Source organism: Pseudacidovorax sp., assembly GCF_017991995.1.
Taxonomy (GTDB): Bacteria; Pseudomonadota; Gammaproteobacteria; order Burkholderiales; family Burkholderiaceae_C; genus Xenophilus.
Genome location: NZ_JAGOPN010000009.1, coordinates 202,538 through 224,911 on the forward strand (window position 1 = coordinate 202,538; position 22,374 = coordinate 224,911).

The 22,374-nt window shown below is 69.7% G+C and carries 19 protein-coding genes; 8 read left to right on the top strand and 11 right to left on the bottom strand.

Annotation, left to right across the window (positions count from 1 at the left end; translation table 11 throughout):
* Positions 1-28: 28 nt before the first annotated feature.
* Genes mmsA through KBC94_RS14395 form a run of 7 tightly spaced genes read left to right on the top strand, consistent with a single transcriptional unit; the run spans position 29 to position 9,181 of the window.
* Positions 29-1,594, top strand: coding sequence for a multiple monosaccharide ABC transporter ATP-binding protein (gene mmsA, locus KBC94_RS14365; protein ID WP_294371194.1), 1,566 nt, complete (start codon positions 29-31; stop codon positions 1,592-1,594).
* A complete protein-coding gene (gene mmsB, locus KBC94_RS14370) occupies positions 1,591-2,802 on the top strand; it encodes a multiple monosaccharide ABC transporter permease (RefSeq protein WP_294371197.1) in 1,212 nt (403 codons plus the stop codon). Before mmsA ends, mmsB begins: the two co-directional genes overlap by 4 nt.
* A gap of 4 nt (positions 2,803-2,806) precedes the next feature.
* Positions 2,807-4,345, top strand: a complete 1,539-nt coding sequence (locus tag KBC94_RS14375; RefSeq protein WP_294371202.1) for a sugar ABC transporter ATP-binding protein — start codon at positions 2,807-2,809, stop codon at positions 4,343-4,345.
* Between the two features lies 1 nt (position 4,346).
* Positions 4,347-5,387, top strand: a complete 1,041-nt coding sequence (locus tag KBC94_RS14380; protein ID WP_294371205.1) for an ABC transporter permease — start codon at positions 4,347-4,349, stop codon at positions 5,385-5,387.
* Positions 5,384-6,415: a galactofuranose ABC transporter, permease protein YjfF gene (gene yjfF / locus KBC94_RS14385; RefSeq protein WP_294371210.1), complete on the top strand. Its 1,032-nt coding sequence runs from the start codon at positions 5,384-5,386 to the stop codon at positions 6,413-6,415. The genes KBC94_RS14380 and yjfF overlap by 4 nt, the downstream gene beginning before the upstream one ends.
* A 53-nt stretch (positions 6,416-6,468) precedes the next feature.
* Positions 6,469-8,208 (top strand): IlvD/Edd family dehydratase, encoded by a 1,740-nt coding sequence (locus KBC94_RS14390; protein ID WP_294371215.1) that lies wholly within the window; start codon positions 6,469-6,471, stop codon positions 8,206-8,208.
* A gap of 46 nt (positions 8,209-8,254) precedes the next feature.
* Positions 8,255-9,181: a dihydrodipicolinate synthase family protein gene (locus KBC94_RS14395; protein ID WP_294371218.1), complete on the top strand. Its 927-nt coding sequence runs from the start codon at positions 8,255-8,257 to the stop codon at positions 9,179-9,181.
* A gap of 34 nt (positions 9,182-9,215) precedes the next feature.
* Here the strand turns inward: KBC94_RS14395 and KBC94_RS14400 are convergent, their stop codons facing one another.
* From KBC94_RS14400 to KBC94_RS14450, 11 genes are all read right to left on the bottom strand, one after another.
* Positions 9,216-9,533: a type II toxin-antitoxin system RelE/ParE family toxin gene (locus KBC94_RS14400; RefSeq protein WP_294371221.1), complete on the bottom strand. Its 318-nt coding sequence runs from the start codon at positions 9,531-9,533 to the stop codon at positions 9,216-9,218.
* Positions 9,530-9,820 (bottom strand): YlcI/YnfO family protein, encoded by a 291-nt coding sequence (locus KBC94_RS14405; RefSeq protein ID WP_017760970.1) that lies wholly within the window; start codon positions 9,818-9,820, stop codon positions 9,530-9,532. The genes KBC94_RS14400 and KBC94_RS14405 overlap by 4 nt, the downstream gene beginning before the upstream one ends.
* A gap of 145 nt (positions 9,821-9,965) precedes the next feature.
* The gene (locus KBC94_RS14410) at positions 9,966-11,576 is read right to left on the bottom strand and encodes an AMP-binding protein (protein ID WP_294371225.1); all 1,611 of its coding nucleotides are present in this window, start codon (positions 11,574-11,576) and stop codon (positions 9,966-9,968) included.
* 197 nt (positions 11,577-11,773) lie between these two features.
* On the bottom strand, positions 11,774-12,973 hold the full coding sequence (locus tag KBC94_RS14415) for an acyl-CoA dehydrogenase family protein (protein ID WP_294371226.1): 1,200 nt from the start codon (positions 12,971-12,973) through the stop codon (positions 11,774-11,776).
* 10 nt (positions 12,974-12,983) lie between these two features.
* A complete protein-coding gene (locus tag KBC94_RS14420; RefSeq protein ID WP_294371229.1) occupies positions 12,984-14,120 on the bottom strand; it encodes an acyl-CoA dehydrogenase in 1,137 nt (378 codons plus the stop codon).
* Between the two features lie 19 nt (positions 14,121-14,139).
* A complete protein-coding gene (locus KBC94_RS14425) occupies positions 14,140-14,844 on the bottom strand; it encodes an ABC transporter ATP-binding protein (RefSeq protein ID WP_294371232.1) in 705 nt (234 codons plus the stop codon).
* Entirely contained in the window at positions 14,837-15,610 is a 774-nt protein-coding gene (locus KBC94_RS14430; protein ID WP_294371235.1) for an ABC transporter ATP-binding protein, read from the bottom strand. The genes KBC94_RS14425 and KBC94_RS14430 overlap by 8 nt, the downstream gene beginning before the upstream one ends.
* On the bottom strand, positions 15,607-17,580 hold the full coding sequence (locus tag KBC94_RS14435; RefSeq protein WP_294371238.1) for an ABC transporter permease: 1,974 nt from the start codon (positions 17,578-17,580) through the stop codon (positions 15,607-15,609). Before KBC94_RS14435 ends, KBC94_RS14430 begins: the two co-directional genes overlap by 4 nt.
* A gap of 4 nt (positions 17,581-17,584) precedes the next feature.
* The gene (locus tag KBC94_RS14440; RefSeq protein ID WP_294371240.1) at positions 17,585-18,838 is read right to left on the bottom strand and encodes an ABC transporter substrate-binding protein; all 1,254 of its coding nucleotides are present in this window, start codon (positions 18,836-18,838) and stop codon (positions 17,585-17,587) included.
* An 11-nt stretch (positions 18,839-18,849) separates the two neighbouring features.
* Positions 18,850-20,100, bottom strand: coding sequence for an ABC transporter substrate-binding protein (locus KBC94_RS14445; RefSeq protein WP_294371243.1), 1,251 nt, complete (start codon positions 20,098-20,100; stop codon positions 18,850-18,852).
* Between the two features lie 174 nt (positions 20,101-20,274).
* A complete protein-coding gene (locus KBC94_RS14450) occupies positions 20,275-21,177 on the bottom strand; it encodes a LysR family transcriptional regulator (RefSeq protein WP_294371246.1) in 903 nt (300 codons plus the stop codon).
* 121 nt (positions 21,178-21,298) lie between these two features.
* On the opposite strand from KBC94_RS14450, the gene KBC94_RS14455 reads away from it, so the two are divergent.
* On the top strand, positions 21,299-22,372 hold the full coding sequence (locus KBC94_RS14455) for a phosphotransferase (RefSeq protein ID WP_294371249.1): 1,074 nt from the start codon (positions 21,299-21,301) through the stop codon (positions 22,370-22,372).
* The last annotated feature ends 2 nt before the right edge of the window (positions 22,373-22,374 follow it).

The window sequence follows — 22,374 nt, forward strand, 5'->3', positions numbered from 1 at the left end:
CCCTTGTGGGAGAGGGAGCCCCACTGCCATGAGTCTTCTTCTGGAGATGCGCCACATCCGCAAGACCTTTCCCGGGGTCGTGGCCCTGGACCGGGTGGAGCTGGGTGTGCAAGCCGGGCAGATCCATGCTCTGGTGGGCGAGAACGGCGCCGGCAAGTCCACGCTGATGAAGGTGCTGAGCGGCGTCTATCCGCACGGCGAGTACGAGGGCGACATCGTCTACGACGGCCAGGTGCAGCGCTTCGGCGGCATCCACGACAGCGAGCGCGCCGGCATCATCATCATCCACCAGGAGCTGGCGCTGGTACCCATGCTCTCCATCGCGGAGAACCTGTTCCTGGGTAACGAGGTGGCCCGCGGCGGCGTCATCGATTGGACCGAGGCGCACCGGCGAACCCGCGAGCTGCTGGCCAAGGTGGGCCTGAAGATGTCGCCCGAAACGCCGGTGGGCGAGCTGGGCATCGGCCAGCAGCAACTGGTGGAGATCGCCAAGGCGTTGGCCAAGCAGGTGCGCCTGCTGATCCTGGACGAGCCCACCGCCAGCCTCAACGAGAACGACAGCGCCGCCCTGCTGGACCTGCTGATGGAGCTGCGCGTGCAGGGCATCACCTGCATCCTGATCTCGCACAAGCTCAACGAGATCGCCCGCGTGGCCGACGCCGTCACGGTGCTGCGCGACGGCAGCAGCGTGCAGACCCTCGACTGCAGCGCCGCACCGGTGGACGAGAACGAGGTGATCCGCGCCATGGTCGGCCGCGCCATGGCCGACCGCTACCCGCCGCGCACACCGAACATCGGCGACGTGGGCTTCGAGGTGCGGGACTGGCATGCGCACCATCCGCAGCGGCCCGATCGCCCTTTCCTGCAGGACCTGAACCTGCACGTACGCCGCGGCGAGGTGGTGGGCATCGCCGGCCTGATGGGCGCCGGCCGCACCGAGTTCGCCATGAGCGTGTTCGGCCGCAGCTGGGGCCAGCGCGTCGCAGGCACCGCACGCATCGACGGCCGCGAGGTGGACGTGAGCACCGTCGGCAAGGCCATCGCCCAGGGCCTGGCCTACGTGACCGAGGACCGCAAGGGCGCTGGCCTGGTGCTGGACGAGAGCATCCGCTTCAACACCTCGCTGGCCCACCTGAAGGGTGTCTCCCGTGCCGGCGTGATCGACCCGCTTCAGGACACGGCCGTGGCCGAGCGCTTTCGCCGCGCCCTGCGCATCCGCACGCCCGACGTGCTGCAGAAGACGCTCAACCTGTCGGGTGGCAACCAGCAGAAGGTGGTGCTGGGCAAGTGGCTCTTCACCGAGCCCAGGGTGCTGATCCTCGACGAGCCCACGCGCGGCATCGACGTCGGCGCCAAGTACGAGATCTACACGCTCATCGCCGAGCTGGCCGCCCAGGGCCGCTGCGTGATCGTCATTTCCTCCGAGATGCCCGAGCTGCTGGGCATCACCGACCGCATCTACGTGATGAACGAAGGCCGCTTCGTCGCCGAGATGCCCACGGCCGAGGCCACGCAGGAGCGGATCATGGGCGCCATCGTGCGCGGCCATGGCACCGCGCGCGGGCCGGCGGTCAAGACGGAAGCCCTTGCATGACCGACAACGCCGCATCCCTGCCCCGCGCCGCCGCATCCGCGGCCGCGCCGGCACCTTCCACCGCCGCCTTCCTGCGCCACAACTTCCGCGAGTACGGCATGCTGGTGTGCCTGGTCGCGATCATGGTGCTGTTCCAGGTGCTGACCGACGGCACGCTGATGCAGCCGCTCAACCTCACCAACCTGGTGCTGCAGAACAGCTACATCGTCATCATGGCGCTGGGCATGCTGCTGGTGATCGTGGCCGGGCACATCGACCTGTCGGTCGGCTCGGTCAGCGGCTTCATCGGCGCGCTGGCGGCGGTGCTGATGGTCAACCACGACTGGCCGGTGATCCCCGCGGCGCTGGCCTGCCTGGTGGGCGGCGCGCTGATCGGCGCCGCGCAGGGCTGGTTCGTGGCCTATGCGCGCATTCCCTCCTTCATCGTCACGCTGGCCGGCATGCTGGTGTTCAAGGGCCTGGCGCTGGCGCTGCTGCAGGGCCAGTCGGTGGGGCCCTTTCCCGACACGTTTCAGCGGCTGAGCTCCGGCTTCATCCCCGACGCCTTCGGCAACCAGGGGCTGCGGCTGACCTCGCTGCTGCTGGGCGTGGCCATGGCGGCGTCCTTCGCCATCGCCGGCTGGCGGGCGCGGCAGCGCCAGCAGGCGCACGGCATCGGCGGCGAGCCGGCCGGCTTCTTCGCCGCCAAGACGCTGATCTTCGCGGGCCTGCTGATCGGCTTCGCCTGGATGATGGCCTCCTACCGCGGCCTGCCCAACGTGCTGGTGGTAATGGCGGTGCTGATCGTGCTGTTCGACTTCGTCACCCGCCGCACGGTGCTGGGCCGGCGCGTCTATGCGCTGGGCGGCAACGAGAAGGCGGCGCGGCTGTCGGGCATCGACACCCGGCGGCTGAGCTTCTATGCCTTCGTCAACATGGGTGTGCTGGCGGCGCTGGCCGGGCTGGTGTTCGCGGCGAGGCTCAACACGGCCACGCCCAAGGCGGGGTTGGGCTTCGAGCTGGACGTGATCGCGGCCTGCTTCATCGGCGGCGCCTCGGCTTCGGGCGGCGTGGGCAAGGTCACGGGCGCGGTGATCGGCGCCTTCGTCATGGGCGTGATGAACAACGGCATGTCGATCATGGGCATCGGCATCGACTACCAGCAGGTGATCAAGGGGCTGGTGCTGCTGGCCGCGGTGTTCATCGACGTCTGGCACAAGAACCGCTGAAGCCATGGCTGCTGTCCCCTCTGCCTCCACGGCCCCGGTGCTCGAACTCACCGGCATCGGCAAGCGCTTCGGCAGCGTGCCCGTGCTGCAGGACGTGCAACTGCGCCTGTACCCCGGCGAGATCCATGCGCTGATGGGCCAGAATGGCGCGGGCAAGTCCACGCTGATCAAGGTGCTCACGGGCGTCTTCCCGGCCAACGAAGGACGCATGGTGCTGGCGGGTGCGCCCATCGTGCCGACCTCGCCCGCGCAGGCGCAGGCACTGGGCATCAGCACCGTCTACCAGGAAGTGAACCTCTGCCCGAACCTCTCCGTCGCCGAGAACGTGTTCGCCGGCCGCTACCCGCGCCGCGGCCTGCTGCAGGGCCGGCGCATCGACTGGGCCGCGGTCAACGAGGGCGCGCGCACGCTGCTGGCGCGCGTGGGCCTGGACATCGACGTCACGCGGCTGCTGGCCAGCTATCCGGTGGCGGTGCAGCAGCTGGTCTCCATCGCCCGCGCGCTGGGCGTGGATGCGCGGGTGCTGATCCTGGACGAGCCCACCTCCAGCCTGGACGACGACGAGGTGCGCAAGCTCTTCGAGGTGATGCGTCGGCTGAGGGACGAAGGCCTTGCCATCGTCTTCGTCACCCACTTCATGAACCAGGTGTACGCCGTCTCGGATCGCATCACCGTGCTGCGCAACGGCCGCTTCGTGGGCGAATGGCCGACGGCCGAGTTGCCGGCACCGGCGCTGATCTCGGCCATGGTGGGCCGCGAGCTGGCCGCCGCGCAGGGCCAGTCTGCCGCCCTGCCGCCGGCCGCCGTCGGCGAGACGCCGCTGCTCAAGGCCGAGGGCCTGGGCCAGAAGACCCAGCTGCATCCCATCGACCTGCAGGTGCGCGCGGGCGAGGTGGTCGGCCTGGCCGGCCTGCTGGGCGCGGGCCGAACGGAGCTGGCCCGCCTGCTCTTCGGCCTGGAGCCGGCGGACAGCGGCACGCTGTGGATCGATGGTCAGGCGCAGCGCTTCGGCAGCCCCACCGAGGCCATCGCCGCCGGGCTGGCGCTGTGCCCCGAGGAGCGCAAGACCGACGGCATCGTCGCCGAGCTGTCGGTGCGCGAGAACATCGCGCTGGCCCTGCAGGCCCGGCGCGGCGCGCTGCACTTCATTCCTCATGCCGAGCAGGTGCGCATGGCCGAGCACTACGTGGCGGCGCTCGGCATCAAGACCGCCAGCATCGACACGCCCATCGGACTGCTTTCCGGCGGCAACCAGCAGAAGGCGGTCATCGCCCGCTGGCTGGCCACCGCGCCGCGCCTCTTGATCCTCGACGAGCCCACGCGCGGAATCGACGTGGCGGCCAAGCAGGAAATCATGGAGCAGATCCTCCAGCTCGCGAAGGCGGGCATGGCGGTGCTGTTCATCTCTTCCGAGATCAGCGAGGTGGTGCGCGTGGCCCACCGCATCGTCGTGCTGCGCGACCGCACGAAGGTGGGCGAACTGCCCGCCGGCAGCAGCGAGGACGACGTGTACGAGCTGATCGCTGCAGAACAGACGCACTGACATGCCCACTTCCCTCCCTTCGCGACTGATGCAGCACAGGCTCGCCTGGCCGCTGCTCACGCTGGCGTTGCTGCTGGCGGTGAACGCCGTCTTCAACCCGGGCTTCCTGCATCTGGAGTGGCGTGACGGCCACCTCTACGGCAGCCTGGTCGACATCCTCAACCGCGCGGCGCCGCTGGTGGTGGTGTCGCTGGGCATGACGCTGGTGATCGCCACGCGCGGCATCGACATCTCGGTCGGCGCGGTGGTCGCCATCTGCGCGGCCGTGGCCGCCTGGCTCATCGGCGGTGCGGTCGACGGCCAGAGCGCCCGCTTCGGCCTGACGCTCGCCGTGGCCGGCGCCCTGGGCGTCGCCTTGCTCTGTGGGCTGTGGAACGGCCTGCTGGTAGGTGCCATCGGCATGCAGCCCATCATCGCGACGCTGATCCTGATGGTGGCCGGCCGCGGCCTGGCGCAGCTGATCACCGACGGGCAGATCCTGACCATCTACTACAAGCCCTTCTTCTTCATCGGCGGCGGCTACCTCTTCGGCCTGCCCTTCTCGGTGTACGTGGCGGCCGCGGTGCTGACGCTGCTGGGCCTGGCCTGCACCCGCACGGCCCTGGGCCTGTTCATCCAGGCCGTGGGCATCAACCCGACGGCGGCGCGGGTGGCGGGCGTGAAGGCACGCCGGCTGATCATCGGCTGCTATGCGGTGTGCGGGCTGTGCGCCGGCATCGCGGGGCTGCTGATCAGCTCCAACGTCAAGAGCGCGGACGGCAACAACGCCGGCCAGCTGATGGAGCTGGACGCCATCCTGGCCGTCACGCTGGGCGGCACGCTGCTCACCGGCGGGCGCTTCAGCCTGGTGGGCAGCGCCATCGGCGCGCTCATCATCCAGACGCTGACCTATGCCATCTACTCGCTGGGCGTGCCGCCCGAGGTCAACCTGGTGGTCAAGGCGGCCGTGGTGTTCGTCGTGATGCTGCTGCAGTCCGCTGAATTCCGCGCCATGTTGCGCACCCTGGCGGTGCGGCCGGCGCCGCGGGAGCAGCTGCGATGAGCGCCGTGTTGCCCAACGCCCGCGCCGCCGACAAGGCAAGCCCCACGGCGCCGGCACGACCACGCCGCCGGCTCGACCCCAAGTACCTGCCCCTGACCGCCACCATCTCGCTCTTCGCGGCCGTGGTGCTGGCCGGCTCGCTGCGCTACGACGGCTTCTTCTCGCTGCAGGTCTTTTTGAACCTGCTGATCGACAACAGCTTCCTGCTGGTGGTGGCGGTGGGCATGACCTTCGTCATCCTCACCGGCGGCATCGACCTGTCGGTGGGCTCGGTCATCGCCTTCTCGACCATGGTGCTGGCCACGCTGGTGGAGCAGCACGGCTGGAGCCCCGCCCCCGCCATCGCCGTGGTGCTGGTGATGGGCACCGCCTTCGGCGGCTTCATGGGCCTGTTGATCGAGCGATTCCGGCTGCAGCCCTTCATCGTCACGCTGGCCGGCATGTTCCTGGCGCGCGGGCTGTGCTACCTGATCAGCATCGACTCGATCAGCATCACCAGCGAGGCCTATACCGAGCTGGCGCAGCTGCGTGTGCCCTTCTTCGCCGAGACCTCGCTGTCGCTGGGCGCCGTGATCGGCGTGGCGGTGCTGCTGCTCGCCATGTACGTGGCTCACTGCACGCCCTTCGGCCGCACGGTGTACGCCATCGGCGGCAACGAGCATTCGGCCCACCTCATGGGGCTGCCGGTGCGCCGAACGCTGGTGGGCGTGTATGCCCTGTCGGGCCTGTGCTCGGCGCTGGCCGGCGTGCTCTTCACCTTCTACATGCTCTCGGGCTACGGCCTGCATGCCGTGGGGCTGGAGCTGGACGCCATCGCCGCCGTGGTGATCGGCGGCACGCTGCTCAGCGGCGGCGTGGGCTATGTCGCCGGCACGCTGTTCGGCGTGCTGATGCTGGGCGTGATCCAGACCCTCATCGCCTTCGACGGCACCCTGAGTTCATGGTGGACGCGCATCGTCGTCGGCCTGCTGCTCTTCGCCTTCTGCCTGCTCCAGCGCGTGGTGTCGCTGCGCACGGCGCGCCGCTGACCCTGCCTTCCGCCCCCTCAAAGACCGTTGCCTCCGACCTCCTGAAAGCCACCATGTCCGACACAACCCCCAAGAAAAAGCTGCGCTCCACCGAGTGGTTCGGCCACAACGACAAGAACGGCTTCATGTACCGCAGCTGGATGAAGAACCAGGGCTTCCCCGACCACGAGTTCGACGGCCGGCCGGTGATCGGCATCTGCAACACCTGGTCGGAGCTGACGCCCTGCAACGCGCACTTCCGCAAGATCGCCGAGCATGTGCGGCGCGGCGTGTACGAGGCGGGCGGCTTTCCGGTGGAGTTCCCGGTGTTCTCCAACGGCGAGTCCAACCTGCGGCCCACCGCCATGCTCACGCGCAACCTGGCGGCCATGGACGTGGAAGAGGCCATCCGCGGCAACCCCATCGATGCGGTGGTGCTGCTGGCCGGCTGCGACAAGACCACGCCCGCGCTGCTGATGGGCGCGGCCAGCTGCGACGTGCCGGCCATCGTGGTCTCGGGCGGACCCATGCTCAACGGCAAGCTCGACGGCAAGAACATCGGCTCGGGCACCTCGGTGTGGCAGCTGCACGAATCGCTCAAGGCGGGCGAGATCGACCTGCACAAGTTCCTCTCGGCCGAAGCCGGCATGTCGCGCTCGGCGGGCACCTGCAACACCATGGGCACCGCCTCTACCATGGCCTGCATGGCCGAGTCGCTGGGCGTCACGCTGCCGCACAACGCGGCCATTCCGGCGGTGGACGCGCGGCGCTACGTGCTGGCGCACCTGTCGGGCCAGCGCATCGTGCAGATGGCCAAGGACGACCTCACGCTGTCGAAGATCCTCACCCGCCAGGCCTTCGAGAACGCCATCCGCACCAACGCGGCCATCGGCGGCTCGACCAACGCGGTGATCCACCTCAAGGCCATCGCCGGGCGCATCGGCGTGGACCTGGAGCTGGAGGACTGGACGCGGGTCGGCCAGGGCATGCCCACGCTGGTGGACCTGATGCCCTCGGGCCGCTTCCTGATGGAGGAGTTCTATTACGCGGGTGGGCTGCCCGGCGTGCTGCGCCGCATGGGCGAGGCCGGACTGCTGCCGCATCCCGAGGCCCTGACGGTGAACGGCCACAGCCTGTGGGACAACGTGCGCGAGGCGGCCATCCACGACCCCGAAGTCATCCGCCCGCTGGACAAGCCGCTGATCGGCGACGGCAGCATCCGCATCCTGCGCGGCAACCTGTCACCCCGCGGCGCGGTGCTCAAGCCCTCGGCCGCCACGCCGGCCCTGCTCAAGCACCGTGGCCGCGCCGTGGTGTTCGAGAACCTGGAGCACTACAAGGAGCGCATCGTCGACGAAGACCTCGACGTCGACGCCGACTCCGTGCTGGTGCTCAAGAACTGCGGCCCGCGCGGCTATCCCGGCATGGCCGAGGTGGGCAACATGGGCCTGCCCCCGAAGCTGCTGCGCCAGGGCATCAAGGACATGGTGCGCATCTCGGATGCCCGCATGAGCGGCACTGCCTACGGCACCGTGGTGCTGCACGTGGCCCCCGAGGCCGCGGCCGGTGGGCCCCTGGCCATGGTGCGCGATGGCGACTGGATCGAGCTGGACAGCGACGCCGGCCGGCTGCACCTGGACATCTCCGACGAGGAATACGCGAGCCGCATGGCCGACGTGCAGAAAAGCCTGACGCCCCCCGGCGGCGGCTACCGCAAGCTCTATGTGGAGCATGTGCTGCAGGCCGACGAGGGCTGCGATCTGGACTTCCTGGTGGGCTGCCGCGGTGCGGCCGTGCCGCGCCATTCGCACTGAGCCCGCCCTGTCCTTTTTCCACACGCCAAGACGCACAGACCGCCCCATGGCCCATCCCGCCACCCCGTACCGCGGCATCTTCCCGGTGGTGCCCACCACCTTCACCGAGAGCGGCGAGCTCGACCTGCCCAGCCAGAAGCGCGCGCTCGACTTCATGATCGACGCCGGCGTGGATGGTCTGGCCATCCTCGCCAACTTCTCGGAGCAGTTCTCGCTGTCGGACCAGGAGCGCGAGGTGCTCACCCGCACGGCCCTGGAGCATGTGGCCGGCCGCGTGCCGGTGATCGTCACCACCTCGCACTACGCCACGCGCATCTGCGCCGAGCGCAGCCGTCGCGCGCAGGACATGGGCGCCGCCATGGTGATGGTGATGCCGCCCTACCACGGCGCCACCTTCCGCGTGCCCGAGGCGCAGATCCAGGCCTTCTACCAGCAGGTGTCGGACGCCATCGACATCCCCATCATGGTCCAGGACGCGCCGGCCAGCGGCACGGTGCTGAGCCCGACCTTCCTGGCCCGCATGGCGCGCGAGATCGACCATGTGTCGTACTTCAAAATGGAGACCGCCGGCGCCGCCAACAAGCTGCGCGAGCTGATCCAGCTGGGTGGCGATGCCATCGAAGGCCCCTGGGACGGCGAAGAGGCCATCACGCTGCTGGCCGACCTGCATGCCGGCGCCACCGGCGCCATGACCGGCGGCGGCTTCCCGGACGGCATCCGCCCCATCCTGGAGGCGCATCGCCGCGGGGACATGGACGGCGCCTTCGCGCTCTATCAGCGCTGGCTGCCCCTGATCAACCACGAGAACCGCCAGGCCGGCATGCTGGCCGCCAAGGCACTGATGAAGGAAGGCGGCGTGATCACCTGCGAGGCGCCCCGACACCCCCTGCCGCCCATGCACCCGGCCACGCGCCGCGAGCTGATCGACATCGCGCGACGGCTCGATCCGCTGGTGCTGCGCTGGGGGCGGTGAGGGTTCGGGCGTGAAAGGCGCCGGACCACCGAGGCTAGTGGTAGTCCTGCTCCAGCTGATGCCGCACGGCCAGGATCACGACCGTGGTGGCATCAGCGATTTCGTAGAGAAGCACATAGCCACTGGCCCCAAAGGGAACGATCAGCTCGCGACGCAGCCCCCCGCCTTGGGCCGCCTTGCGGTAGATGAAGGGCGTCCGGGACAGGTGCAGTTGCGCAGCCGATTCGACCGCCGCGATGGCGCGCTCTGCCAGATCGAGGTCCGCCGCCGTCTCAGCCCGATCGATCAGGTATTCGAAGAGTCTCAGCAAGTCCGCGCGGGCCTGCGGCGCAAACACCACGGCAAAGGTCATCGCGCTTTGGCTCGGCCAGCCCCCAACTCCTTGCGCTTGCTTTCCAGACGCTGACGCATCTCGCCGATGACCTCATCGGCAGGATGCGCCACACCCGTGCGCGAATACGCCTGCCAGGCTGCCTCCCCCCGCGCGTAGAACTCCGCCTGGGCGCGCCGGTATGCCACGGCACTGCGGACGCTGTCTTCGATGAAGCCGGACAGGGACTCGCCCTCGCGAAGCATGGATTCCAGGTCGGCGCGAAGTTCGGGATCGACGCGCACCTGCGGAAGGATGGCTGACTTCATCCGAAAATTGTGCTGCAAATGCGTTGCAGCGGCAAGTCCGCGCGGCCCATTCGATGGCAGCAGACTTCGGCAGACCGGCGTAGCGACAGGCATCCGCTGGTGCATCGCTTGGGGGCGCTGACCAGCGCACCTTCTGCCGGCAGCCTCAGCCCCGCAGCAGGCGCCGCAGCAGCTTGCCCGTGCCCGTGGCGGGCAGCGCATCCAGCAGCTCCAGCTGGCGCGGCACCTTGTAGTGGGACATGTTCTCGCGCGCCCAGGCCAGCAGCGCGTCCCGGTCGAAGGGGTCGCCGGCAGCAGCCGACGGCACCACGAAGGCCTTGACCACCTCGCCCTTGTCGGCGTCGGGCACGCCGATGACAGCCACCTGCGCGACCTGGGGATGCAGGATCAGGATCGACTCCACCTCTTCCGGGAAGACGCTGTAGCCCGACACCTTGATCATCTCCTTGACACGGCCGATGAAGCTGAGATAACCCTGCGCGTCCAGCCTGCCGATGTCGCCGGTGTGCACCCAGCCGTCCTGGAGCACCTCGGCCGTGGCTTCGGGCCGGTTCCAGTAGCCATGGAACACGCCCTGGCTGCGCACCACGATCTGCCCGCTCTCGCCCACCGGCACCGGCTGGCCCGCCTCGTCCAGGATGCGCAGCTCCACGCCCGGGCCCGGCACGCCGTTGGTGCCCCAGCGCACCGCATCGCGGGGCATCAGCACGTCGTTGGTGTGGGTCTCCGACAGGCCATAGCCCGCCTCGTACACCAGGCAGTCGTTGGCGAAGGCGCTCCAGCGTTCGGCCAGCTCCTGGGTCAGCTTGATGCCGAAGCTGGTGGCCATGGTGGTCTTCAGGCTCGACAGGTCGAACTCGGCCGCGCCGGGCGCCTTCATCGTGGCCTCGAGCATGGGTGCCATGGCGTACCACCAAGTGACGCGGAAGCGCTGGATGCTCTGCAGCACCGCAACCGGATCCATACGGTTGAGCAGCACGATGGTGGCGCCGGTGTAGGCCAGCAGCGTCACGCCGCAGATCATGCCGGCGATGTGGTAGACCGGCGCGACCGCCAGCATGGTGTCCTCCGCGCGGATGCCGAACATCTGCGCGCCCACGGCCGTCTTGTAGAGCGCATTGCGGTAGCTCAGCATCGCGCCCTTGGGCATGCCGGTGGTGCCCGAGGTGTAGGTCATCAATGCCACGTCGTCCATCGCGAGCACGGGCCGCGGCGGCTGTGGATGGGCGTCGGCCACGGCCTCGCCGAAGTCGACCACGCCGTCGGGCAGCGGCATGCGGGCGAGCAACTCCGGTGGCACCTGCACCGGCGGATCCGGCGGCAACAGGTCCGCATAACGCACTGCATACACATGCGGCACCGCCACCCGGTCGCGCACCGACATCACGATGGGCAGCAGATGGTCGGCCGCCACGATGGCCTTGGCGCCCAGGTCGCCGACCTGGTAGGCGAACTCGTGCGCCTTGAACATCGGGCTGCAGGGGCTGACGATGGCGCCCAGCTTCTGGATGCCGAAATGGGCGATCAGGTACTGCGGACAGTTCTGCAGGAAGAGCGCCACCCGGTCGCCCGGCCCGACACCCACGTCGTGCAGCGTCTGCGCGAAGGCATCGCTCATGCGGTCGAGCTCGGCATAGCTCAACGCCCGCCCGTACCAGACGATGGCCGCCTTGTCGGGCTGGTGGCGCGCGTGGGCACGCAGGTATTCATGCAGCGGCTGCTCGCCGAGCGGATAGTCGATGGGGGTTGGGCTCATGATGGTGTCAGCTTTCCATAGCGCTGTCGCGCCACACGCGAGGCATGAAGCCGGCGCCGCTTTTCTGATCGAAGGGCCGCGGAGCAGGCCATGCCAGTGCACCCGCGGAACGGGCTTGGCCCGGCCGCCGGGTGCGCCCCTGGAGGGGGATTGGGCTTCCACACGCAGTGAGGAAGTCCAAACGGGGTGGTTTCATCTCAGAGGCCCAGCACATGCTTGGCCATGATGTTCTTCTGCACTTCGGTGCTGCCGCCGTAGATGGTCATGGCCCGGCAGAACTGGTAGCTTGCCACCGGCCCCAGCGCATGCTCGGGCCCCAGCAGCGGCGTTTCGCCGTCGCCGAACAGCCAGTCGGGCTGGAAGCGCTGGGCGTCCGGCCCGCTCGCCATCACCCGCAGCTCGGTGATGCGCTGGGCGATCTCGGTGCCGCGGATCTTGATGAAGGACGAGGTGCCCGGCGCCGCCGCCTGGCCCGCCTGGGCATCGGAGAGCAGGCGCAGCAGCCCGATCTCCAGCGCCTTGAACTGGGCCTCCACCTGCGCAAGTTCACGCGCGAAGGCGGGCTCGTCGATCAGTCGCCGGCCGCCGCAGCCCACCTCGGCGGCCACCTCGCGCAGGCGCGCCAGCTCCTGGGTGATGAAACGCAGGTTCGCGTTCTCCACCCGCTCGTGGGCGAGCAGGAACTTGGCGTAGGTCCACCCGCGGTCGACCTCGCCGATGAGGTTCTCGCGCGGCACGCGCACATCGTCGAAGAAGACCGCGTTGAGGTAGTGCCGGCCGTCCATCATGCGGATCGGCTGCACCTGCACGCCCGGCGTCTTCATGTCGATCAGCAGGAAGGAAATGCCCGCCTGCTTCGGCCCTTCGGTGCTGGTACGCACCAGGCAGAACATCCAGTCGGCGAAGTGCGCGTACGAGGTCCAGATCTTCTGGCCGTTCACGAGAAAGTGGTCGCCCCGGTCGACCGCCTGCGTCTTGAGGGCGGCTAGGTCCGAGCCGGCACCCGGCTCCGAATAACCCTGGCACCACCACACCGACGAGTCGCGGATGGCAGGCAGGTGCTTCGCCTTCTGCGCCTCAGTGCCGAAGGTGTAGATCACCGGCCCGACCATCGCCGGGCCGAAGACCTGCAGTTCGGGGCAATGCATCTCGCCGGCCACGCGGTTGAAGATCAGCGTGTGCAGGGCCGTCCAGTCCAGGCCGCCCTGGGCCCCCGGCCACGCCCCGGTAAACCAGCCCCGCCGGGCCAGGATCTGCTGCCAGCGCATGAAGTCGTCGCGTGCGAGGGTGCGGTCCAGACGCACCTTCTCGCGGATGTCCGGCGGCAGTTCGGCGGCGATGAAGGCGCGCACCTCGGCTTCGAAGGCACGGTCCTGGTCGCTGAGGCTGAGGTCCATCGTGCGCGCCTCACTGCGCCATGTAGCGCTCGGCATGCCAGTCGGCATCGCCAAAGCCGAGGCGGATCATCGACAGGCGCTTGAAGTAGTGGCCCACGGCCAGTTCCTCGGTCACCCCCATCGCCCCGTGCATCTGCACCGCCTCCTGCCCGACCAGCCGGGCCGTGCGGTCGATCTCCATCTTGGCGGCCGACAGCGCACGGCGGCGGGCCGGGGCATCGGTCTCGCGCAGCATCAGCGCCGCGTACAGCGCCATGGAGCGGGCCTCGTCCAGGGCGATGGTCATGTCGACCATGCGGTGCTGCAGCGCCTGGTTGGTGCCGATGGGCCGTCCGAACTGCTGCCGGGTCTTGAGGTAGTCCAGCGTGGTGTCGACCAGCACCGCCATCGCACCGACGGCCTCGGCGGCGAGCGCCGCGATGCCGTGGTCGACCACCCGCTCCAGCGCATCGCCCACCTCCGTGCCGTCGGCGGGCACCAGCCGGCGCGACGCGTCCACCGTCACGCCGTCCAGGCGCAGATCGGCCGCGCGCTGCCCATCGTGCATGGCATAGGCCGTGCGCGACAGGCCCGGCGCATCCGCATCCACCACGAAGGCCTGCAGCCCCGCGCGTTCCCCCGGCGCACCGGCGCTGCGGGCGATGACCACGATCGCATCGGCGCAGTCGCCGCCGTAGACCAGCGTCTTGGTGCCATCCAGGCGCCAGACGCCGCCCTCCTGGCGCGCCGTCGCGGCGATGTGGAAGGGGTCGTAGCGCGAGCCCGGCTCGGCATAGGCCAGGGCCAGGCGCAGTTCGCCCGCCATCATGGGCTGCAGCCACTCCGCCTTCTGCGCCTCGCTGCCGATCAGGCTGAGCAGGCCGCCGCCCAGCACCACGCTGGCCAGGTAGGGCTCGAGCAGCAGGCCGCGGCCCACGCCCTCCATGACGATGCCGGTGTCCACCGCATCGCCGCCGATGCCGCCCTCGGCCTCGGAGAAGGGAATCGCCAGCCAGCCGAAGTCGGCATAGCGGCGCCAGCAGGCGGCGTCATGGCCGAGCTCGCTGGCCGCCACGCGCCGCCGGTGGCTGAAGTCGTAGGCCTCGCGCACGAAGCGCTCCACGCTCTCGCGCAGCTGTTGTTGTTCGGGGGTGTATTGCAGGTCCATGGTCGGTATCGCTCGGCAGTCACAGCGCCAGGTAGCGCTGCTGGATCTCGGGATGGCGGTCGAAGGCGGCCCAGTCGCCTTCGAAGACGAGGCGGCCCGTGTCGATGACGTAGACGTGGTCGGTGCAGCGGCGGGCGAACCAGATGTTCTGCTCGCACAGCAGCAGGGCCACGCCGTTGTCGGTGCAGCTGCGCACCAGGTCGTGGGCCATCTCCTCCACGATGATGGGCGCCAGGCCCTCGGTGGGTTCGTCCAGCAGCAGCAGCCGCGGATGGGCCGCCATGGCCCGCGCCACGGCCAGCAGCTGCTGCTGCCCGCCGCTGAGCTGCCCGCCATGGCGCTGCAGCAGGCTGGCCAGCATGGGAAAGCGCTGCACGATCTCGTCCACGGGCACCGCAGGACGGCCCGGTCCGGCGCCATACCGGGCCATGGCGATGTTCTCGGCCACGGTCAGGTGGGTGAAGATGCGGCGGTCCTCGGGCACCAGCGACAGGCCCAGGCGGGTGCGCCGGTGCGTGGGCAGGGTGGCCAGGTCCTGCCCGTCGAAGCGCACCGTGCCGCGCACGCGCGGGCCGGCGTTCATGACGCTCTTGAGCAGCGTCGACTTGCCGGCGCCGTTGCGGCCCAGCAGCGCCACGCGCTGGCCGGCCGCCACCGACAGCCGCAGGCCGAAAAGGATGTGGCTGTCGCCATAGAAGGCGTCGAGTTCACGCACATCAAGCATGGACCATCTCCTTGCCGAGGTAGACCTCGCGCACGCGCGGGTCGGCGCGCACCGCCTCGACGCTGCCGGTGGACACCACCTCGCCGTAGTTCATCACCATGATCCGGTCGGCCAGGCCGAAGACCACGTCCATGTCGTGCTCGGTCATCACCACCGTGATGCCGCGCTCGCGCTGCATGCGGGCGATGAGCGCGGCCACGTCGGCACGGTCGCTGGGCGACATGCCGGCGGTGGGCTCGTCCAGCATGAGGATGGCGGGACGCCCCGCCAGCGCGATGGCGAACTCCAGCCGCTTCTTGTCGCCATGCGACAGGAAGCGCGCGCCCTGCTGCGCATGACCGGCCAGCCGCAGGTCGGCCAGCAGTGCGCGCGCCTCGGCCTGCACCTCGGGCGACGGCGCGCAGCGCCGCCACGAGCCGAGCGGCTCGCCGGTATGGCGGCGGCGCGCCTCGATGGCCACCACCACGTTGTCCAGCACGTTGAAGTCCGCGAACACCCGCGCCACCTGGAAGGTGCGGCCGAAGCCGCGGCGCACCCGCTCGTGCGCCGGCAGCCGCGTGACGTCCTCGCCCTTGAAGCGGATGCTGCCGCCGTTGCTGGCGACCTCGCCGGTCATCACGCGGAACATGGTGGTCTTGCCCGCGCCGTTGGGTCCGATGATGGCGAACACCTGGCCCGGCTCCACCGCCAGGCTGACGCCGCGCAGCACTTCGATGGGGCCGTAGTTCTTGCGCACCTGGCTCACCTCCAGCAATGCGGTGCTCATGGCGTGCCCCCTGCGCGCAGCGGATGGACAGCGGCACGAGCGGCCGCCTGCGAATGCGGCTCCGGCGGCGCGGGGGTGCGGGCGCGCCCGCCCCACAGCCGGGCCTCCAGGCTGCGCCACAGGCCCACGGCCCCGTTCGGCGCCAGCAGGATGATCGCCAGCAGGCCGCAGCCCACGATCAACTCCGACAGCCCGACGAGGGTGCGCGTGGCATAGGCGATGGCGGCAAAGAGGCCAGCACCCACCACCGGGCCCCAGAAGGAGCTGACGCCGCCGAGCAGCGTGTTGAGCATCGGCTGGGCCGAGGCGAGCCAGTGCACCTCTTCCACCGTCACGATGCGCGACCAGGGCGCATACAGGCAGCCGGCCACCGCGGCCACGGCGCCGGAGATGACGAAGGCGGCCAGCCGGTAGCTGGCCACCGGCGTGCCCATGAACGCCGCGCGCTCCGGATCCTGCCGGATGGTCTGCAGCGTGCGGCCGAAGCGGCTGTGCAGCAGCCACCACAGCAGCCCGGTGATCAGCACGCAGGTCGCCAGCAGGAACAGGTAGTAGGCGTTGGAGCTGCCCAGGTCCACGCGCAGCAGCAGCAGGTCGAGCACCGGCCGGGGAATGTCGGTGATGCCGTCCTCCCGCCCCAGGAAGGCACTGAAGCCGATGACCAGGCGAAGCGCCTCGGCCAGGGCCACGGTCAGGACCGCCAGGAACACGCCGCTCATGCGCCGCAGCGCCAGCACGCCGACCAGCCAGGCCGCCGCCGCGCCCAGCAACGCCGCGCCGCCCATCACCAGCAGGAAGGGCACCCCGGCCACATGCCGCAGCGCGAGCGCCGTGAGGTAGGCGCCGATGGCGAAGAAGCCCGCATGGCCGAAGGAGACCAGGCCGGTGTAGCCGAAGAGGATGTTCCACGACAGCGCGAACACCACCTGGATCAGCACCGTGCCCACCACATAGAGCGGGCCGGCGCCCACCCACCAGGGCAGCGTCGCCAGCAGCAGCACCAGCGCCGTGCCCAGCGCCTGCCAGACCGGGCGCGGCACCTGCGGGCGGTGCAGGCTGCCACCGCCGCCGGCCTCGTGGTGGCCAGCGTCCTGGCTGCCCACCGCCGGGAACAGGCCGCTGGGCTTGCACAGCAGGAAGACCGCCAGCACCACGTACACCGCCAGGCCCGGCACCTGCGGCAGCAGCACCGTGTTCAGGCTCTGCACCAGCCCCAGCACCAGCGAGCCGATGAAGGCACCGCGGATGTTGCCCAGCCCGCCGATGATGACGGCGAAGAAGGCATACATGAGGTAGGAGTCGCCCAGGCCGGTCGACAGGCTCTGGTTGGGCAGCAGCAACCCGCCCGCCAGGCCGGCGAGCATGAAGCTGGCCATGACGCTGAGCGCCACCCCGAAGGACACGTTCAGCCCCAGCACGCCCGACATCCACGGATCGGCCGCCAGCGCCTGCATGAGCTTGCCGAACCACATGCGATGGATGGCGATCTCGAGCAGCACGTAGATCACCAGGCCGGCCGCGATCACGAAGATCTGGTAGGCCGAGAAGAACAGCCCGAAGGGATTGAGCGGCTGGTCCAGCCCCGGCGGCGGGTTGACGGAGAAGAAGTCCACCCCCCACACCAGCTTGGTCACGCCGGTGCACACCATCATGAGCGCGAAGGTGGCGATCAGCACGTAGTGCGGATCGACATGGCGCAGCCGCCGCAGCACCAGCCGGTCGGTGACCAGCCCCAGCACCGCCACCACCACGCCGCCCGCCAGGGCGGCCAGCAGGAACATGCCCAGCGACTGGACGTCGCGGCCCATGACCGAATAGGCCGTGTAGGCGCCGATCATGAAGAAGCCGCCCTGCGCCATGTTGAGCAGCCGCAGCAGCCCGAAGATGAGCGTCAGCCCGGCCGCCACCAGGAAGATCGCCATGCCGAAGGCGGCGGCATTGAAGAAGGCGAAGAGGATCTCGTTGGCCATCGCGTCAGGCCTCGTACTTGCGGCCGGGCGACGGCGGCTCGACGATCTCGGACTCGTCCAGGCGGATCACCTGCTCCAGGCCATAGCCGGGGGCGGCCTCGCGCGCGCCGATCTTCGCGAAGTAGGCATAGCCGATGCCCTGGTGGTCCTCCTTGCGGATGCGGTAGGGGCCCGCCGCCGTGTCGAAGGCCAGGCCCTCCAGCGCCGGGATCACGGCCTCGGTCTCGGTGCTGCCCGCCTTCTTCACCGCATTGAACAGCGCCAGCGCCGAGCGGTGCGAGGCCTGCACGATGCCCGGCACATGGGGCGTGCCGGTGACCTTGACGATGTACTCGGACAACTGGCGGCTGAGCGGGTACTGGCTCTTGAAGGGCTCCAGCTCGGGCGCCCAGAAGCTCACACCCCAGAGGTTCTGCGGCGTGGAGCGGCCCATGGCCTTGGCGATCATCAGCTCGGTGCCGGCCTCGCCGATCACCTTGAAGCGGCGGTCCATACCGACGGCCCGGCCCTGCTGCAGCAGGCTCACGCAGGGCGCGGCCGTCAGGCCCACGAAGAGCCCCTCGGCGCCCGAGTTCATCAGGCTGTTGATCTCGACCTTGTAGTCCGCCTTGTTGAGCGAGGCATACACCGGCTCCAGCACCTTGGGCGCCGTGCCGCCGGCCTTGGCGGCCCGCTCCACGCCCAGGCGGAAATAGCGCGCCATGTCGCGGCCGTTCTCGCTGTCGGGCAGGATCAGCGCCCAGCTGCCCACCTGCGGGAACTTGGTCGCCAGCATGTTGCCGATGCCGCCGAAGAGCATCAGCGCGTTGGACGCCACGCGGAAGAAGTGGCGGCTGAAGTTCTCGTGCGTGACCGACATCACCGTCGGCGCCGGCGCGGCCACCACCGCCTTGAGCTCCGCCAGGATGGGCGCGATGGCCAGCGCCATGGGCGACTGGCCCGCACCCACCGACAGGTTGACACCCTCGCCCGCCAGCTCGCGCACAGCCGCCACGGCACCCGCGCTGGTGAACTTGTCGTCGCGCACGACGATCTCGATCTGGCGACCGAGCAGGCCGCCCTGGTCGTTCCATTGCATCTGGGCGGCGCGGATGCCGGCCAGCCAGTTGGCACCGGCCTCGGCGCCGATGCCGCTCATCGGCAGCATGGCACCGATGCGCACCGGCCCGGGCTGGGCGCGCACCCACGGCGCCGCCGTCGCGGCCAGCACGGCGCCTGCACCGGCGGCCTGGATCAGGGTTCTGCGTTGCAGCGACATGGTGCTGCTCCTCACATCGACAGCGGCTTGCCGGGGCTCGGCGGCTCGGCCACGTCGGCCTCGCGGTAGGCGATGGCATCGACGATGCCGTAGCCGGGGTCGGCCTCACGGGCGCCCACCTGGGCGATGTAGGCCTCGCCCAGCCCTTGGTGGTCTTCCTTGCGGATGTGGTAGCGGCCCACCGCGGTGTCGAACTCCAGGCCTTCGAGCGCTGCGATGACGGCGTCGGTGTCGGTGCCGCCGGCCTTCTCGATGCCGTTGAACAGCGCCAGCGCGCAGCGGTGGCTGGACTGCACGATGCTCGGCGGATTGCGGTCGCCGGTGAGCTTGACGTAGTCCTCGTACAGCGCCTTGCTCATCGCATGGCGGCGGCCGGCCTCGGTGCCCGGCACCCAGTAGCTGATGCTCCAGAGGTTGGCCGGCGTCGACTTCTGCATCGCCTTGGCGATCATCAGCTCGGTGCCGGCATCGCCGATCACCTTGAACTTGCGGTCCATGCCTACCGCCCGGCCCTGCTGCAGCAGGCTGATGCAGGGCGCCGCGGTGAGGCCGACGAACAACCCCTGCGAGGGCGCGTTCATCAGGCTGTTGATCTCCACCTTGTAGTCGGCCTTGTTGAGGCTGGCGAAGACGGGGTCGAGCACCTTGACCGTGCGGCCGGCCTTCTGCGCGGCGCGCTGCACACCGACGCTGAAGAAGCGCGCCATGTCGCGGCCGTTCTCGCTGTCGGGCACGATGCAGGACCAGGTCTGCACTTCCTTGAAGCGGTCGGTCAGCATGTTGCCGATGCCGGCGAAGGCGATGTAGGCGTTCCAGGACAGGCGGAAGAAGTTGCGCTGGAAGCCCTCGTGCGTGAGCGACATGACGGTGGGGCACGGCGCCACCATCAGCGCCTTGAGCTCGGGCAGGATGGGCGCGGTCGCCAGCGCCATGGGCGACTGCGACCCGCCAATCAGCAGGTTGACGCCACTGCCTGCCAGCTCGCGCGCGGCGGCCACGGCGCCGGCACTGGTGAACTTGTCGTCGCGCACCACCAGTTCCACCTGCCGCTTGAGCACGCCGCCCTTGGCGTTCCACTGGGCCACGGCCACGCGCGCCCCGGCCAGCCACGCGGCGCCCGCCTCCGCGCCGATGCCGCTCATCGGCAGCATCAGCCCGATGCGAACGGGGCCACCCTGGGCCCGCGCGGGACGCGCGCCGACGCTGCCGAGGACGGCAGCCGCCGCAGTCGCCTGAAGGAAATGGCGTCGATCGGTCTTCATCGCATGTCTCCAGTTCCGCCTTGGGTAGGCGCATTTGTTATAACAGATTTGCGATGGTGTTCGTGCAGGCGAGCGCTGTCACCGGCATTAACCCCTAAGGGTCGCCGGCAGCAGGCGAAGCGAAGCCGCGGCGCCTGGCCGCGGTGATGGGAGTGCGAGGAGGCGAAGACGCCCTCAGCGGGCGTAGCAGCGCAGCATCACCGAGCGCAGCCAGCGGTTGCCGGCGTCGTTGTCGGCGCTGGCATGCCAGTACAGGTAGGCGTCCATGGAGGACAGCGGCGCCGGCATGGGCAGCACCTGGTTGCCGAAGGTTTTGTTGACCATGTGGGCGTAGCTCTCGGGCATGGTGAGCACCAGGTCGGTCTGCGACACGGTGCGGCAGGCCGCGAAGTAATACTGGCAGCGCAGCGCCACCTGCCGCTGCATGCCCAGGCGGCGCAGCTCGATGTCCTCGAAGCCGGGGCCCTGCCGCCGCGTGGTGACCAGCACGTGCCGCTGCGCCAGGTAGGTGTCGATGTCCACGCTGCCCTGGATGGCCGGATGGCCCTGCCGCGCCACCACCGCCGCACCGTCGACCGTGATGCGGGTGAACTTGACGGCATCCGACAGCGGCAGCAACACGTCGACGGCGAGGTCGAGCGTGCCGGCTGCCAGCTCGCCCTCGAGGGTGCGACGGCTCGCGCGCACGCTGGCCACCTCCACGCCCGGCGCCTCGCGCTCCAGCGTGCGCATCAGCGGCGGCATCACGGTCGACTCCATGAAGTCGCGCAGCCCGATCACGAAGCGCTTGGTGCTGGTGGTGGGGTCGAAGCTCTGGGTGTCGTTGAGCAGCGAGCCTAACGACTGCAGCGAGCCGCGCAGCGGATCGATGATGCGCTTGGTCAGCGCGGTGGGCACCATGCGGTGGCCCTGGCGCTCGAAGAGGGGATCGTTGAACAGGTCGCGCAGCCGCGCCAGGGCATGGCTGATCGCCGGCTGGGTCAGATGCAGCTTGTCGGCGGCCTTGGTGATGCCGCCCTCCGTGTAGATCGTGTCCAGCACGACCAGCAGGTTGAGATCGACCCTCGAAATATGCATGGACTGTATCGGCGGGCATGCCGCGCTTTCATTGGGCAGCGCGGGCCGGGGCGCTTAGCCTTGGCGGCCCCCGATGATGCCCGCAAGCGGGGCGCCCTGCATGCCTTCCGGAGACAGCCCCTTGCCCCAGACCGACACCTCTGCCGACACCACCGCGGTGCGACCCGGCCACCGCCTGGACGAGCAGGCCCTGCGCGAATGGTGGATCGACCACGTCGACGGCAGCGCCCGGCAGCGCTTCGGCCTGGCGCAGTTCAAGGGCGGCCAGTCCAACCCCACCTTCCTGGTCGAGACACCCGACGGCCGCTATGTGCTGCGGCGCAAGCCCGCCGGCACGCTGCTGCCCTCGGCCCATGCCGTGGACCGCGAGTTCCGCGTCATGCGGGCACTGGCCGACAGCGCGGTGCCCGTGCCCCGTGTCCACGCGCTGTGCACCGACGCCGCGGTGATCGGCACCATGTTCTATGTCATGGACTGCGTGCCCGGCCGCATCCTCTGGGACCCGCACCTGCCGGGCATGGCCGAGAGCGAGCGCGCCGCGATCTACGACGACATGAACCGCACCATCGCCGCACTGCACGAAGTGGACGTGGCGGCGGTCGGCCTGGCCGACTACGGACGCGCCGGCGGCTACATCGCCCGGCAGATCGACCGCTGGAGCCGCCAGTACCGCGCCAGCGAGACGGAGCCCATCGAGGCGATGGAGCAGCTGATCGACTGGCTGCCCCGGCATCAACCCGCCGACACCGGCACGCGGCTGGTGCATGGCGACTTCCGGCTGGACAACCTGGTCTTCGCGCAGGACGCGCCGCGCGTCGTGGCGGTGCTGGACTGGGAGCTGTCGACGCTGGGCGATCCCATGGTCGACTTCGCCTACCACTGCATGGCCTGGCGCTTGCCGCCGCAGGTGCGCGGCCTCGGCGACCTGGATGCGGCGCGATTGGAGGCCGCCGGCATTCCGACGGTCAGCGCCTACCTCGCGCGCTACCTGCAACGCCGCGCCCTGCCCCCGGTCGATCCCCGGACCTGGCGCTTCTACGAGGCCTTCAACCTGTTCCGCGCCGCCGCCATCGCCCAGGGCATCATGGGCCGCGCCCTGGCGGGCAATGCGGCCAGCAGCGAAGCCCTGCAGGCCGGTCGCCAGGCGCGGCAGCTCGCCGAGCTCGGCTGGCGCTGCGTGGACCGCGACGCGTGAGA

Excerpts from the sequence above, each read along its gene's own strand:
- mmsA (WP_294371194.1), top strand. The coding sequence starts at position 29 with ATGAGTCTTCTTCTGGAGATGCGCCACATCCGCAAGACCTTTCCCGGG.
- mmsB (WP_294371197.1), top strand. The coding sequence starts at position 1,591 with ATGACCGACAACGCCGCATCCCTGCCCCGCGCCGCCGCATCCGCGGCC.
- KBC94_RS14375 (WP_294371202.1), top strand. The coding sequence starts at position 2,807 with ATGGCTGCTGTCCCCTCTGCCTCCACGGCCCCGGTGCTCGAACTCACC.
- KBC94_RS14380 (WP_294371205.1), top strand. The coding sequence starts at position 4,347 with ATGCCCACTTCCCTCCCTTCGCGACTGATGCAGCACAGGCTCGCCTGG.
- yjfF (WP_294371210.1), top strand. The coding sequence starts at position 5,384 with ATGAGCGCCGTGTTGCCCAACGCCCGCGCCGCCGACAAGGCAAGCCCC.
- KBC94_RS14390 (WP_294371215.1), top strand. The coding sequence starts at position 6,469 with ATGTCCGACACAACCCCCAAGAAAAAGCTGCGCTCCACCGAGTGGTTC.
- KBC94_RS14395 (WP_294371218.1), top strand. The coding sequence starts at position 8,255 with ATGGCCCATCCCGCCACCCCGTACCGCGGCATCTTCCCGGTGGTGCCC.
- KBC94_RS14400 (WP_294371221.1), bottom strand. The coding sequence starts at position 9,533 with ATGACCTTTGCCGTGGTGTTTGCGCCGCAGGCCCGCGCGGACTTGCTG.
- KBC94_RS14405 (WP_017760970.1), bottom strand. The coding sequence starts at position 9,820 with ATGAAGTCAGCCATCCTTCCGCAGGTGCGCGTCGATCCCGAACTTCGC.
- KBC94_RS14410 (WP_294371225.1), bottom strand. The coding sequence starts at position 11,576 with ATGAGCCCAACCCCCATCGACTATCCGCTCGGCGAGCAGCCGCTGCAT.
- KBC94_RS14415 (WP_294371226.1), bottom strand. The coding sequence starts at position 12,973 with ATGGACCTCAGCCTCAGCGACCAGGACCGTGCCTTCGAAGCCGAGGTG.
- KBC94_RS14420 (WP_294371229.1), bottom strand. The coding sequence starts at position 14,120 with ATGGACCTGCAATACACCCCCGAACAACAACAGCTGCGCGAGAGCGTG.
- KBC94_RS14425 (WP_294371232.1), bottom strand. The coding sequence starts at position 14,844 with ATGCTTGATGTGCGTGAACTCGACGCCTTCTATGGCGACAGCCACATC.
- KBC94_RS14430 (WP_294371235.1), bottom strand. The coding sequence starts at position 15,610 with ATGAGCACCGCATTGCTGGAGGTGAGCCAGGTGCGCAAGAACTACGGC.
- KBC94_RS14435 (WP_294371238.1), bottom strand. The coding sequence starts at position 17,580 with ATGGCCAACGAGATCCTCTTCGCCTTCTTCAATGCCGCCGCCTTCGGC.
- KBC94_RS14440 (WP_294371240.1), bottom strand. The coding sequence starts at position 18,838 with ATGTCGCTGCAACGCAGAACCCTGATCCAGGCCGCCGGTGCAGGCGCC.
- KBC94_RS14445 (WP_294371243.1), bottom strand. The coding sequence starts at position 20,100 with ATGAAGACCGATCGACGCCATTTCCTTCAGGCGACTGCGGCGGCTGCC.
- KBC94_RS14450 (WP_294371246.1), bottom strand. The coding sequence starts at position 21,177 with ATGCATATTTCGAGGGTCGATCTCAACCTGCTGGTCGTGCTGGACACG.